This is a genomic window from Ruminococcus sp. FC2018 (assembly GCF_000621805.1).
Taxonomy (GTDB): domain Bacteria; phylum Bacillota; class Clostridia; order Oscillospirales; family Ruminococcaceae; genus Hominimerdicola.
This window is the reverse complement of sequence record NZ_JHXH01000005.1, coordinates 121,812-136,051: the sequence shown is the minus strand read 5'-3', so window position 1 is coordinate 136,051 and position 14,240 is coordinate 121,812. Positions and strand designations below refer to the sequence as shown.

At 47.4% G+C, this 14,240-nt stretch carries 8 protein-coding genes and 1 pseudogene; 4 read left to right on the top strand and 5 right to left on the bottom strand.

From position 1 onward, the window contains the following. Positions 1-159: 159 nt before the first annotated feature. Positions 160-684: pseudogene (locus T494_RS12360) on the top strand (DUF3793 family protein); the annotation flags it as partial. A 13-nt stretch (positions 685-697) separates the two neighbouring features. Beyond that, complete coding sequence (locus tag T494_RS0105020) at positions 698-1,111, top strand: flavodoxin (protein WP_028505351.1); 414 nt, start codon at positions 698-700, stop codon at positions 1,109-1,111. A 78-nt stretch (positions 1,112-1,189) separates the two neighbouring features. On the opposite strand, the gene T494_RS0105015 is transcribed toward T494_RS0105020, so the two are convergent. Genes T494_RS0105015 through T494_RS0104995 form a run of 5 tightly spaced genes read right to left on the bottom strand, consistent with a single transcriptional unit; the run spans position 1,190 to position 12,163 of the window. Continuing rightward, positions 1,190-1,489: an STAS domain-containing protein gene (locus tag T494_RS0105015; protein ID WP_051540101.1), complete on the bottom strand. Its 300-nt coding sequence runs from the start codon at positions 1,487-1,489 to the stop codon at positions 1,190-1,192. Positions 1,490-1,504: 15 nt separating this feature from the next. Beyond that, a complete protein-coding gene (locus T494_RS0105010; RefSeq protein ID WP_028505349.1) occupies positions 1,505-2,680 on the bottom strand; it encodes a CapA family protein in 1,176 nt (391 codons plus the stop codon). Positions 2,681-2,691: 11 nt separating this feature from the next. Further along, on the bottom strand, positions 2,692-4,482 hold the full coding sequence (locus T494_RS13390; protein ID WP_028505348.1) for a SpoIIE family protein phosphatase: 1,791 nt from the start codon (positions 4,480-4,482) through the stop codon (positions 2,692-2,694). A gap of 11 nt (positions 4,483-4,493) precedes the next feature. Further along, positions 4,494-6,227 carry an MATE family efflux transporter gene (locus T494_RS0105000; RefSeq protein WP_028505347.1) on the bottom strand — a complete coding sequence of 578 codons (1,734 nt, stop codon included), beginning with the start codon at positions 6,225-6,227 and terminating at the stop codon, positions 4,494-4,496. Positions 6,228-6,238: 11 nt separating this feature from the next. Then, positions 6,239-12,163, bottom strand: a complete 5,925-nt coding sequence (locus T494_RS0104995) for a non-ribosomal peptide synthetase (protein WP_242836390.1) — start codon at positions 12,161-12,163, stop codon at positions 6,239-6,241. Positions 12,164-12,426: 263 nt separating this feature from the next. Here T494_RS0104995 and T494_RS12350 point away from each other — a divergent pair, with 263 nt between their 5' ends. After that, a complete protein-coding gene (locus tag T494_RS12350; protein ID WP_051540099.1) occupies positions 12,427-13,482 on the top strand; it encodes a YibE/F family protein in 1,056 nt (351 codons plus the stop codon). Beyond that, positions 13,479-14,231: a YibE/F family protein gene (locus T494_RS0104985; RefSeq protein WP_028505345.1), complete on the top strand. Its 753-nt coding sequence runs from the start codon at positions 13,479-13,481 to the stop codon at positions 14,229-14,231. The genes T494_RS12350 and T494_RS0104985 overlap by 4 nt, the downstream gene beginning before the upstream one ends. Positions 14,232-14,240 lie beyond the last annotated feature (9 nt).

Here is a 14,240-nt window from a genome sequence, read left to right as displayed (position 1 = left end):
CGGCATAACATAAAAGTATAGGCTTAGGTTAGTCATGTCTAACCACGCTTATGCCATATGAATAAAGCAATTTAAACTACAAAGAATAATAAAAAAACGAGGTGATGAACTACGGATCACAGTAATTGTGTTTGCTTTGAACACAAGTTAGCGGTCAACTCTGCTCCTTCCCTTCTTGGGATAAAGGCAGCGAGTCTGATGAGCCTTGACAAGAACGAGGTCGACGTTTACTCCGGCGTGGAGAGCTTCAACAAGAGGGCATCACGCAAGGGGTTGAAAATAAAGGTGCTTTGCGAGTGCGGACAAAGATGTCTGCTTATGCTTTACGACAAACGGCTGCTGGAAAGGCTTCTGCAAGACTCAGCACGCAGGCAGCTGCTTGAAAAATGGGGATACGGCAAGGATATGGACGCTGCACAATGCCTTGACAAGCTGGCGCAGCGCTGCAAAGGAGCGAGTGGTTTTCCCCATGAGATCGGTGTGTTTCTGGACTACCCTGTGGAGGATGTAAAAGGATTTATTCTTCACAAGGGCTGCGGATTCAAGCTATGCGGTTACTGGAAAGTGTACGGCGACGAGGAGCAGGCAAGGAGCACATTTAAAAAATACGATAAGTGCAGAAGATATCTGTGCAATAAATTAGGTGAGGGACTGGATCTTTATCAGATACTCAGGATCTCATAAGGAGGATACTTTTATGAAAACAGCAGTAATATTCTGGAGCGGAACAGGCAACACCGAGGCAATGGCAAAGGCTGTTGCGGAAGGTGCAGGCGTTGAGGCTACACCGGTGGGTTCATTCAGCGGTGATCTTTCCGACTACGAGGCTGTGGCTCTTGGCTGCCCTGCCATGGGTGCAGAGGAACTGGAGGACAGCGAATTTGAGCCGTTCTACACCGCAAACGAGGCAAAGCTTGCAGGCAAGAATGTGGCTTTGTTCGGTTCATACGACTGGGGCGACGGCGAATGGATGCGTCTTTGGGCTGACAGGGCAAAGGCAGCGGGAGCAAAAATAGTTGACGGCGAAGGTCTTATTGCCAACAACACTCCTGACGATGAGGCACTGGCTAAGTGCAAAGCTCTGGGCGAAAAGCTGGCAAAGGGTGGCTGATCCCATACAAGGCGACACATAATATGGCACAAAAAAGCGGAGGACTTCTCAGGGAAGCTCTCCGCTTTTCTTCTGTTTTCAGACTATATTCAGATAGTCAGCAAAGCCTGTGATATTAAATATCTCCATAACTTTCTTGTTGACGTTCTTAAGAGTAAAACTTCCGCCCTTTTCGCTCATCAGGTCATTGGCGTTAAGTATTGCTCTGAGCGCAGCCGAGCTTACATACTCCACATCTTTCATGTCAAGCACCAGATCATCGCTGTGCGCTCCCAGCTTGCTCATCTTCTCTTCAAACTCGCCCACGGTAACGTGGTCTATCTTTCCGCTTGGAGCAATAACGCTTGCTCCGTTTTCCTCATAAACTTTGATCTGCATTGTTGATCCTCCTCTTTATTTTGTTTCATTCAGCATATCGCTGATTATTCGGTTGCCAAGTTCATTAAACTCCTCATTGCGCAGGAACATCTGAATTACAAGCAGCTGCTGTCTTGAATATTGTGATGCCAGATACTCGTTCATATCCTGCACAGAAAGCTCTTTGCGCTTTTGGTTATCCTCCGGGTTCTGTCCACGCATAGCCCACAGCAGTGTGCCTGCCCAGTTTTTACAATCCTTTCCGAAGCCTTCGTCAAACTCCTTCAGCGCTTCGTGATCCCCGCTTAAAAGCTTGTCATGGACACTGCTGCGGCGATAAAACTCCTCCAGCTGCTGCTTATCATCATATACACAGCCAAACTCGGTGCGCAGCACACGGTGGGGTATGGGGACAACGCCGCTGTCGGATATTTCAAGCTCCAGCACCAGCCCTTCGGCAAGCTGGGGTGTCACATTGTCTCTGAAATGGAAGCAGAAATTCCCCTGTCCATAGAGCAGATATGCTCCGTTATAGGTTTCCTGCTCGCCGATAGCATGGGTATGCTGAGAAATGATAACGTCGGCACCGTTATCCGCCATGCGGTGAAAGCGTCGGCGCATTACTTCGCTGTTATAATGCGTTCCCTCGATACCTCCGTGGTAGAAAACTATCAGCACATCGCTTTGCTGCTTCAGCTCTTTCAGCCGGGCACACACACGGTACTCGTCATAAAGATTCACACCCGGGCGATCCGTTCCGGGGGCATTTTCAAACTGCTCGGTAACGTTATACAGGGTTATTCTTCTTCCCTCATGGGTAAAGGTTAGGTGAGTGATGATATGGTCAATGTCGTCGCCCCAGCCGAAATACTCAATGCCTGCTTCACTTAAAGTTTTACAGGTATCGGCATAGCCTTGTGCGCCGAAATCCATGGAATGTGTATTGCCAAGGGTGGCATAGTTTATTCCCAGTTCCTTCACTGCCTTTACTGCCGCTATGGGAGCTTTGATATTGGGACCTGCTTTTTCAACAGGTGTTTCTCTGTCGGTAAAGCTGCCCTCAAGGTTGCATATCCTTATATCCGCCGAGGCAAACATTTCACAAAGCCTGCTGCCAAAGAGCGTTTGTATATCGCCCTTTTCAAACAAGCTGTAATTACATGGCATGGGGAAAAGGTCACCTGCGATAATGATGCGGGTAGGCTTGCTCATTTAAACTCCTCCTAAAAGTCTTTTTCTATGGTCAGCACGTTCTGCCCGTTTTCATAACGGTAGCTTACGCTGTCCATAAGCTTGCAAACGATATGGATACCCAATCCGCCGGGGCTCCTTTGCTCAAGCGGCAGGGTAACATCAGGTTTTTTTGCCAGCAGCGGGTCGAAAGGTTCCCCGCTGTCCTTGAACACTATGCAGACTCTGCGGCCACGGGAAATGGTCATTATCTCTATCTCTCCCCCGTCTTCGTAGGCATAGGATTCAATATTGGCAAGTATTTCGGAGGACGCAGCCAGTATATTATACACAACGTCCGTGCTGCAGCCGTATTCTTTACACCGCCCGGAGATATATTCCTGGACGCTGTCAAAGCTCTCCATGGTGAGAAAGAAGTTTTTGGTCTCATACTGCGGTTGGGACATTAGCTTTTTAAGATCAAATGCTTCGATGGTAATATCATCGCTTGGCACCCGGTCTTTGCTGAACGTATCTACCGCTTTCCATATCAGGTAAACAAGCCGCTGTGCGCTTTCAGAGCCGCAGGCACTTAATGCTTCCAGCAGTCTTTCGTCGCCGAAAAATTCATCCTGACGTGATACTGCCTCGGTAACGCCATCGGTATAAAGTACAAGTCTGTCTCCCTCATTCAGCTTAATATGCTTTTCACTATAAGGTGCAAGCCGTCTTCTGCCAAGGACAAAGTCAGTCTTTGATTTAAGGAACTCAGCCCTTTGTTCCTTCCGCAGCAAAACAGGATAGTTATGTCCTGCATTGGTATAGCAAAGCTCTCCTGTTGTCAGGTCTATTATTCCCAGCCAACAGGTCACAAAAAACTTCTGGGGGTTTGCTGAAACAAGGTATTTATTAGTTCTGGATATTGCCTTATCGCACGAATATCCGCTTTGTACATTGACTTTGATAAGGGTCATGGACAGCATCATAAACATTGCCGCAGCCATTCCATGACCGGAGACATCTCCTACGACCAGGGCAAGATGAGTATCGTCCACCATAAACTGATCGTAAAAGTCGCCTCCGACTTTAGATGCTGTGACCATATCTCCGTAGACGGAATAAAACTCGTTATCAGGGAAATCATGTGACATAGCACCGTCCTGGATAGACCTTGCCATTATGAGCTCTGCCTTTGAGGCGGCGTTATCGTTTAAAAGCATTGCCTGGCGATAGTAAAAGATCCTTCCGCTGAAAGACATATAAATCGCTATGCTCATCATCGCTGCTGCAAAGACGAACATACAGATCCGACCCACACTTGCCAGCTCACTGACCGTGGAAAAGTCAAAGGCTTTGGACAAAATTGAGAACAGGTTTTGCAGATCAAAATCTTCCATCTGTGTGCCATGGCTGAAGTCCACTCTGTTGAACATCACCACCCACAGGGTCACCAAAGATGCTGCGGAACTGATCACGGTATACTTAGGGTAGTAATAGAAACTGCTGAGAAACGACGGCAGGATAAAAAGCATGAAAAACTCACTATGGTTTATCTCTCCCACCAACATGAACGATATCAGCATCACTATCATATTCACATTCTTCACCCAGTGATGCAGATGCCTGCTGAACACCAGATTCAGCACTATCACCAATGACAGCAATATAGCCGGCACACCGCAGAACACTGTCACATTAGCTGCTGCGGTATTCGTGAATACCTGTATGAGCAGCGACACATCTATGACGATAAGAATTATGGTCACGATAAGGTTAATCCGCAGCTCATTGCCGTCCAGCATTTCCTTTGTATGGTCGTGTAGATTTACTCTTGTATCTATCATCTTTATCTCCGTTAATACGAAACAGTTACATTGGTAACATTAAAGCCCAGGATACGGTTATAGTTGATGCCGGAGCTGAGCTTTCGCACAAGCTCAAGACCGGTTATCTGTCTTCCGCTGTTATCTATATAGTCCGTAGGGTCAAATTCATTTCCGCTGTCACGGATACGGACATTGACCTTGTTTTCAAGGATACGCACACACACATCTACCGTATCGGCAGACCCGGAGCTTGCGTATGTGGCGATATTGTGGCAAAGCTCCTCAACGGTGACACCGACAATGTTTGCGATGTTTTCGGGAACGCTGTTCTTTTCGCAGAAAGACATAGCTTCCTCTGAGGCTTTGATAGCCTGGCTTACTTCGTTTTTTATGGAAAAGTCATAGGCGATGCCCTCGGGTTCATCAAGTCCAAGTATGTCTTTTTTGTTGCGGGCTTTTTTTGTAACGACCATTACTGCTGCAACAATTACAAGAGTCAGGACCTTGGAAACAGGGAACGCTGCCCACAGCCAGTAGATATTATATTTTGAGAACCAGTACATAAGCGGTACGATAGTCAAAAGCCCGTCAAGGATAACCAACAGATTTGCAAGTCCTTTCTGCTTTGTTGCCTGAAAGAAGGAACGCATTACATATATAACTGCAAGCACAGGTATATTTGACGACAGCAGGCGGAAGGTGACGTTGAACACCTTGATCGCTTCCTGGTCGGTAAAGCCGTAGAGTGATGCAAGCTGTTCGGGGAACAGCACTGATACCGCCGTAACGATGAGCGACAGGACTATGGTAACTATCATTCCGTATCGCAGGGTGAGTCGCTGACCCTTTGTGTCCTTTTCACCATACAGCGCTCCCAGTATGGGCAGGAGGGTCATTGATGCGCCCTCCACAAATATGAATGCGATACTGTTGAGCGAGAAGGATACCGAAGCTATTTTTCCGCCGAACACACCTGTTGAGGAAAGGATAATGGCGTTGACAAAGAAAAGCCGCAGGAAGTTGCACACATATATAAGTGCCGAGGGCAGTCCCACACTTATCACGCCGCCAAGATATTTCAACTGTCTGAATGCAGCCTTTACAAAGTGCACCGTTCTGCCTTTTGCTTTGAAATAGTACACAGCCATAATGCAGCCTACGGTATAGCCTGTGACTGTTGCCCAGCCTGCGCCTGCGAGTCCCCAGCCAAATATCTTCATATACACATAGTCGCATATGATGTTAACTATATTCGACACAATGGGCAGACTTATGGCAAGCTTACGCATACCGTCGGTACGGGCGTACGCAGCCGTCTGGTTCACAAGCGCTACCAGAGGTGTGACTGCCCACAAAGGATAAAGGTACTCAAGCACAAGTGTGCTGACCTCAGTTTTATTCTGCGAGAGCAGGTCGGCGGTAGGCTTTGCAAATATTATGCCGATGACAGCCATCAGGGTAGTTACGATAAAGCCGAAAAGAAATGAAAGTGTGAACACTACATCGGCAGTCTTGTGGTCGCGCTTGCTTTTGTGAATAACACTCAGGGTATTCCCTCCGAAGGTGGAGATCGCCACAGGTATAGCTCTTAAAAATACTATAAGCGAGGTAAGGTTGATGGCATACACCTCTGCTGTGCCAAGGATCCGTCCCACCATTATGCTGTCGAGTATGCCGGACAGATAGGTGGAAGCGGTCATTGCCAGAGTTGACACAAGCAGTGCACGGTATTTACGGTTGAGAAGAGTTCCGCTGCGTTCCATTTGCAGCCTCCTTATCGTTTGAGATTATCTTTGTTAAAGAATCTGAATCCACGCAGCACGTTGATAAAGTCGTTTACATATCTTTCGTTGCTCTGGTTCCAGAAAAAGCCCATTCGTGCAAGGATCTGAGTGGTGTAATGTGCTTTGCAGGGCAGCGCAGTTATTTTCTTTCCATGTGCGGTATTCATATAAGCGGTCATGCTGGAAAGTATGGCTGCCTTTTCGGGGTCCTGCTGGGCTTCATTAAGCGCCTGTGCAAAGGTATCATACTCAACGAACTTAACGTCCATGCCGTTTTCGTTCATTTGTCTGATTATATCCCCCAGGGGCAGAGTGTGGTTATTGACCGCATTGAAGACGCAGCACGCCTGCGGTGTACGGGCAAGTTTTAAAAATGCCTCGCAGGAACGGTCGATAGGTCCCATGCAAACCTGATTTTCTATCATACCATACGGGAAGCAGCCAAGCAGGGCGTAGGAACGCAGTCTTCCCATAAAGTTATTGGTAAGGAAGTTTATCTGGAACTCGCCGTCGGATTCTCTTGCGGCAAGTGTTCCCACTCTTATCACCTTTGCATCAAGTCCTTCTGCGGCAGCCTCAAGCACCATACGCTCACCCATAAGCTTGGATGAGGTATACTTATTGTCAAGGGTCTGACCGAAGTAAAGGGACTGCTCGTCAAGATCCTGCCTATCAAGCTTTGAAACATCGTCTGTGGTTCCCGAAACGGAAACGGTTGAGAAATGAACAAGTCTTACGCCCAGTTTCTTACAAAGCCTGATGCAGTTCACTGCGCCGCCCACATTGATATCCTCAATGTCCGTGCCGCTGGAAAAATGCTTTACATTGGCTGCGCAGTTAAACACGGTATCCACAGGCAGGCTTTCAAACCGCTCAAAGCTTGCATAGTTCACCACATCTCCGTCAAACACCTGCACTCGCTCGTTCACTGCCTCCTCAAGGTCGGAGCCGAAGTAGTAGAACATCATATTTTCAAGGCGCTCCTTGGCGGTATCAAATCTGCCCTTTCTTACCAGACAGTACGCTGTGCCCTTTTCGCTGCGCAGATACTCCGCAAGCAGGTGGGCACCCATATAGCCGGTTGCGCCGGTAATGAGAACATTGCCCACATCACGCTGTTCCCCATTCAGGAAAGCTTCCACGGTATTGCCCTTGAGGAGCTCATTTATCCCGGTATAATCGTAATCGTCAAAATCAAAAAGCTTTTCCGTATCGTTTACCTCTCCGTCCTTGAAAAGCTGTGCAAGGGCACGGGGAGTGGTATGCTTGAACACGTCGCCGTAGGTTATCTCAAAGCCTTTTTCCGAGGCTGCCAGCACCACAGAGGTCACGATAAGCGAGGTTCCGCCTATCTCGAAGAAATCATCCAATGCTCCCACACGGTCAAGGTTGAGTGCCTTTTCAAAAGCCTCACAGAAGAACTTTTCCGTATCGTTCTGCGGAGCGCAGTACTCTGTGCCGGACAGGGAAACAGGCTCGGGCAGACGCTTTGTATCCGTCTTTCCGTTTGGTGTTATCGGCATTTCGTTGAGCTGAAGATATGCAGTGGGGACCATATAATGAGTAAGGCTCTTTTTAAGCTCGTCACGCAGCGCAGTTATATCTATCTCGGTATCTGCTGTGAAGTATGCGCACAGATTATCCTGTCCGCCAAGCTTTTTGATTACCACGGCAACCTCTTTGATATGCGGCTGAGCGGCGATAAGTCCCTGTATCTCTCCAAGCTCGATACGCAGACCTCTCAGCTTGACCTGGTCGTCAAGTCTGCCGAGTATCATCACATTGCCGTCTTTGTCCAGCTTAGCATGGTCGCCTGTACGGTACATCCTTTGTCCGCTGAACTCAACGAAAGCCTGGGCTGTCTTTTCGGGAAGGTTCTTATAGCCCTTTGCCACGCCGATCCCGCCCACATAAAGCTCGCCCACTACGCCGCAGGGAGCTATGTCGCCGAATTTGTCAACAACATATTCCTTATAATTCAGCAGCGGTCTGCCAACAGTAACATACTGTGCATCCGTCAGCTCTGCTGCGTTGCAGGAAACGGTTATCTCCGTAGGACCGTAGGTGTTGAATATTCTTATATCAGGCGAGCACTTCTTTATCTCGTCACGCAGGGACATAGGATATCCCTCGCCGCCGGACATTACCATTTTACACTTTGCTATGCACTCTCTGAACGGCTGATACTGCATATACTGCTGAAGTCTTGAGGGGGTGGCATTGATACAGTCGGCATTGTATTTTTCCATAAGCTCCGCAAGTGCTCTTGGGTCGTTCATCTCATCCTCTGCTGCAAAGATAAGTGTCTTACCGTTGCAAAGGGCAGCGGTATGCTCCTTGAAGGACATATCAAAGGATATGGTGGTTACCGAGAGATAATTCTCCACGTTGTTTTTCAGACAATACATATGTATATTTGCAGGGTGAGGCATAAGGTAGTTACAAATGCCCTTATGGCGCAGCATTACGCCTTTGGGCTTGCCGGTGGAGCCGGAAGTATAGATCATATAGCTCAGCTCTTCCCCGGTCATCTCAACATCAGGATCGGTTGTCTGCGTCCCATTAAGTATTGCCTCAACGTCGATAACATTGTGATCCTTATGCTCGGCAAGCTTATCCTTTGTGGTTATGATGAACACAGCTCCGCTGTCCTCAATGATGCTGTTGATACGGTCAGCAGGATACTGCGGGTCGCATGGGATAAACGCTGCGCCTGCTTTATTAACGCCGAACATACAGCTGAAGAAACAGCTTTCTCTTGGCAGCAGCAGGACGATGCTGTCCCCTGTTCCGACTCCCTTGCTTATCAGCTCATTGGCAACGATATTTGCGCTCTCGTTCAGCTCACGGTAGGTCATTGTTCTGTCCTTTGCAATAAGGGCAGTCTTATCTGCATTTTCCTTCGCACTTTGCTCAAACAGCTTATGCAGAAGCAGCGGTGTTACCTCCGACTGTGCCCGGACAGAAAGGCGTTCAAGCTCCTGCGCCTGCTGCTGTGGCAGTGTCAGCACTTCCCTCACAGTTTTCAATCTGTTGTTTCCAAGCAGTTCAAGGGTATGCTTCACCTGAGCGATAAAGTTTTCTACCACCCGATCCTCAAACAGCTCTGAGGAATACTGCACCATACAGTGCAGACCGTTTTCGCCCTTACGGAATACAAATCCTATGTCACGTCCCATCTTCTGAAGCGGCGAATAAAGCTCCACAGTCAGTCCGTTCTTGCTGTATGCAGGCGGATTCCACATATAGTTAACGCTTACATCGAACATTGGGTTGCGGCTCTCGTCACGATGCTTTACAAACTGCGAAACTACCTCCTCAAAGGGCAGGTATGCGCCGTAGGTGGCATTTCTTACGGATCGGCTTACCGATGCAAGATAATCCCCAAGCTCCATGCTCCTTACAGGTCTTATCCTTACAGGTGCAGTATTAACGAACATTCCGATCAGGTTTTCACCGCCGTCGGGGCGCATATTTGTAGGTATGCCAAGCACCACGTCTTCGGATGCGGTATACTTGCCAAGGGTCATTGCCACAGCAGAGAACAAAAGCTCAAACTCCGTTACGCTGTAAAGGCGGGCGATGTTATCTATGGTTTTAAGCTGATCGTTATCGTAATCAAAGTCTATCTGTCTGTCAGACAGTGGGTGCACTCTGGGGCGGCTGCCCTTAACAGGCATTTCATTTACAGGCACGCCGTCTTCAAACATCTGCTTATAATAAGCCATTCCTTTTTCATACTTTTCGCCCATATCCATATCATAGATGTCCGAAAGATCTATCTCCGCAGGGCTTACGCCGAGCCCGTTAAGTCCGTCAATCAGCTCAGCCGCAAAGGTCTTAGCAGATCCGCCGTCAAAAGCGATATGGTGTATCTCAATATGAACGATCAGACTTTCGCTGCCCACCTGATAAACCGCTGCACGCACAGGTATGCCTGCGTTAAGGTCAAATGGCACAACGGCACTTTCGTCCACGATCTTCAGCACATCTTCACGGCAAGCGGCTGTCTTTTTCTCAATGCACGGCAGCTTATCTGAAACGATACGCACAGGCAGTCCGTTCTGCTCGCCATAGTAGGAATGGAACGCCTCGTGGGCTTTGAACACCTGATTCAGAGCATTTTCCACGGTCTGCATATCGCTGCCCTTGATAATGGCTGCGATATTAAGGTTATAGACGGTGGATCTTTCGTTGAGTTTCTGCTCAAGATACATTCCCCTTTCAGAAGGTGTGAGGGGATAAACTCTAACGCTCTGTTCTTTTTTGGTGATCTTCTTTTTCTGCGCTTTCTTTATCATCAGGCGCTCTATCATGCGAGGAGTTTTGCCTTCAAAAATGTCTGCGGTGGATATTTTATAGATATCACATTCAGCCGACACCATTGCGCATTTTATGGAGTCTCCGCCCATAGCAAAGAAATCGTCGTCTGCTCCGACATTCTCAACGCCGAGCACCTTTTCAAAGGCTGCGCACAGAGCCTTCTGCATATCCGTTTCAGGGGCAGCATACTCCGTTTTGAAGTTTCCGGCCTCAGGCGCTATAAGGGCATTCCTGTCGAGTTTTCCGTTTGCGTTCACAGGAAGCTTATCCAGCTTTACAAAGAAAGCAGGTATCATATACGGCGGCAGCTTCTTTTCTATTGCGTTCTTTATATCCTGTGGATCCACAGGCTCATTATCGACATAATAGGCAACAAGATAGACCTGTCCGTACTGGTTTTTGAAATCCTTTATGGCAGCGTCGGCTACACCGGGGACATTTTTGATTATTGCCTCTATCTCACCCGGCTCAACACGCTGACCGTTTATCTTGACCATCCAGTCCTTGCGGTTGAGGTATATAATATTGTCCCGGTCGTCTTTTTTTACTATATCCCCCGTATGCAGCAGCTTATCAAAGCCGTCCTGCTGTTTGAACGGGTTCGGAGTAAAGGTCTTTGCGGTCTGCTCGGGAAGGTTAAGATAGCCGTCGGCAAAAATGCCGGCAAGGCAAAGCTCACCCTCATCGGCTTCGTTTCCGTTTTCGTCAAGAATGTACGCTTTGATATCACCAATAGGTTTGCCGATAGGAGTATTGTCATATTTATTGTCAAGTCTGAAACATAGCGCTGCCGAGGCAGACTCAGTCTGACCGTACATAACGATTATTTCAAATTCATCGGTATAGATGTTGCTTACACGCTCGCTGCCGGTAACTACTGTTTTCAGGTAGCTGCCCTTCTGTTTGAACACACGCAGCATTTTAGGGCTGATAAAAACACGGTTTATCTTATTATCGTAGATATAATCCGCCAGCAGCACAGGGTCACGCATTGCCTCATAGGGCATAAGATACGAGGTGGTTGCACAGTAAAGGGGAACAAATATGCCCTGTACCGAGGCAACGAAGGTAAAAGGTGCACCTGCTGCCGCATGGAATCCCTCCGGGGCAGGGGTATACTCGCTGTATCTGATTATGGAGTTGTTTATACTTGCGTGAGAGTGCAGCACGCCCTTTGGCTTGCCTGTTGAACCGGAGGTATAGATAAGCAAAGACGGGTCCTCAGGCTGTGGGGCATTGGTTGGCTCATACGGCTGCTCTTTTTCTATACCACGCAGGAACTTTTCGTCTATTACAAGATTTGCGCCACAGTCATTGCGTATGTACTCAAGTCGCTCCGGGGGATATACCGGTGAAAGTGGTGCGAAAGCGGCACCAACCAGCCACACAGCATACATTACAGCCACATACTCCTTATTTCTCGGAAGCTCTATGGTGACAAAGTCCCTTCGTCCCACATTCAGACGATGCAGCTTGCCTGCGACACGCCGTGCAAACTCATCAAAGCTCTTGTAGGTATAAAAGTTGTTTTCGCCCTGGTCCACCAGGATAACACGCTCGGGGTAATCCTTTACGTTCTGGGCAATTTTCAATACGACGCTTGGGTGCATAAGGCAGTTTCCTCTCTCTCTTTATTCTTGATTTTCCGGCTCGGACAGCTTTTTTAAGCCGCCATAAAGCACCGATAAACACATTATAATTATACACTACATCCTATATATTGTCAACGAAAAAAAGACTCCGAAATCGTTTTCAGCAAAAGAAAAATGCGCCTGCCTATTGCAATCGGCAACAAAAAAATGTATAATTCAAAGAGAAGATACTATTTGCATTTTGCATTCGTTCGGTGGTGTTTATGAAAAAGGTAGTTCTGATAATAATACTGCTGCTGTCTGCCGGCGCACTGATATTTGTCTACAACGATGATTTCCTGTACTCAAGACAGGTAATGAAGATAACGGATATAGAAACGGTCCGTGAGGAAGTTTCCCGCAACTCCATGGGACTGAGCGAGGAGCATTACACCAGAAAGATCACAGGTGTGGTGCAAAACGGAAGGGACAAGGGCTCGACAAAACAGATGCTTTACGAAGAGACTTACTCCTCCGTGGTCACAGACAGATTCAGGGTAGGCGACAAGGTGCTCATTGACGGCACAGAGCTTCAGCTGAAGCGGGATTTCTATGTGGCTCTGATAAGCTGCGCATTTGTAATACTTATATTCATTGTGGGCTCTTTCAAGGGGCTTTTGTCCGTTGTAAGCGTTATCATTAACTCTGTTATTTTCTACATTGGTCTGCACCTTTACATCAGAGGGGTCGATCTGCTGTTTTTATGCGTGGCGGAAATGATCATCTTTTCGGTGCTGTCCCTAATCTTTGCAAGCGGAGTGAACAAGAAAACCCTGTCCGCAGTTATCTCGGTGGTCATTTCCACTTTTGTTATGCTTGCACTTTTGCTTATTGTAGTCAAGACTACATCTTACAGCGGCGTGAATTTCAACGAGCTTTCATTCCTTAATGTCCCTGCGGAGGACATAATCCTGCCGGAGCTTCTTATCGGCTCTATTGGTGCGGTCATGGACGTTGCCATAACCATATCCTCCTCCATGTCAGAGCTTATCGACAAAAACGCAGAGATAACCGAAAAGGAGCTTAACAAGTCTGCCAAGGAGATAGGCAAGGACATTATGGGCACCATGAGCAATGTGCTGTTTTTCACATACCTTTGTGCAGGACTGCCTGTTTTTGTTCTTGCCTTACGCAACGGTTTTATGTTCAAAAACTACATTTCCAGCAACTTCTCCCTTGAGCTGGCAAGATTTCTTGCGGGAAGCAACGGCATTGTAATGACTATACCAATAAGTGCGTTTGTTTCCATCAGGATAATGAAGCGAGGTGCAAAAAAATGATAATAGTGCTTTCGGTGATCCTTCTCGGGCTGATGATATATGTTGATAAAAAGCGGGGACTGAAGCTTTTTGTTTCGCTGGTGCTCAACTTTATTATCCTTATGGTGATCTTCTATCTTATTGCGCTGGGTCTTAACCCTGTTGTGTGCTCGCTTATCGGGTGCTTTGTGGTAAGCTGTGTGATGCTGTTTTTTGTAAACGGAGAAAGCATAAAGACCGTTTCCAGCATCAAGTCCATAGCTATTGTTCTGGTGATACTGTCGGTGCTTATATTCTCCATGACCTATGTTTCAAGGATCGCAGGTTTCGGGTATGAATCCTACGAGGAGATAAATATGTTCTCCTACGACGTAAAGCTGGACTTTACGGACATAGCGATCTCAATGATACTTATCAGCCTTATAGGTGCCACGGTGGACTCATCTATAGCAATTTCATCTGCACTTTACGAGGTGCATGAAAACAACAAGGGGCTTTCAAGAAAAGAGCTTTTTGTTTCTGCCATGAACATAGGCAAGGATATTCTTTGCACCACCACAAACACGCTTATGTTTGCATTCCTCGGAGATTTCATGACGCTGATGATATGGTTTTACACCTGCAATTATTCTTTCTTTGAGATAGTCAACGCAAAGACGTTTGCAGCTGAGATAATTAGGATCCTTTTCAGCGCAATAGGCTGTATCATTGTTATACCTATTACGGCGTACATTACCGCAGGCGCATTAAAAAAAGAGAAAAAAGCTTAAACAAAAAAA

Excerpts from the sequence above, each read along its gene's own strand:
- T494_RS0105020 (WP_028505351.1), top strand. The coding sequence starts at position 698 with ATGAAAACAGCAGTAATATTCTGGAGCGGAACAGGCAACACCGAGGCA.
- T494_RS0105015 (WP_051540101.1), bottom strand. The coding sequence starts at position 1,489 with ATGCAGATCAAAGTTTATGAGGAAAACGGAGCAAGCGTTATTGCTCCA.
- T494_RS12350 (WP_051540099.1), top strand. The coding sequence starts at position 12,427 with ATGAAAAAGGTAGTTCTGATAATAATACTGCTGCTGTCTGCCGGCGCA.
- T494_RS13390 (WP_028505348.1), bottom strand. The coding sequence starts at position 4,482 with ATGATAGATACAAGAGTAAATCTACACGACCATACAAAGGAAATGCTG.
- T494_RS0104985 (WP_028505345.1), top strand. The coding sequence starts at position 13,479 with ATGATAATAGTGCTTTCGGTGATCCTTCTCGGGCTGATGATATATGTT.
- T494_RS0105000 (WP_028505347.1), bottom strand. The coding sequence starts at position 6,227 with ATGGAACGCAGCGGAACTCTTCTCAACCGTAAATACCGTGCACTGCTT.
- T494_RS0105010 (WP_028505349.1), bottom strand. The coding sequence starts at position 2,680 with ATGAGCAAGCCTACCCGCATCATTATCGCAGGTGACCTTTTCCCCATG.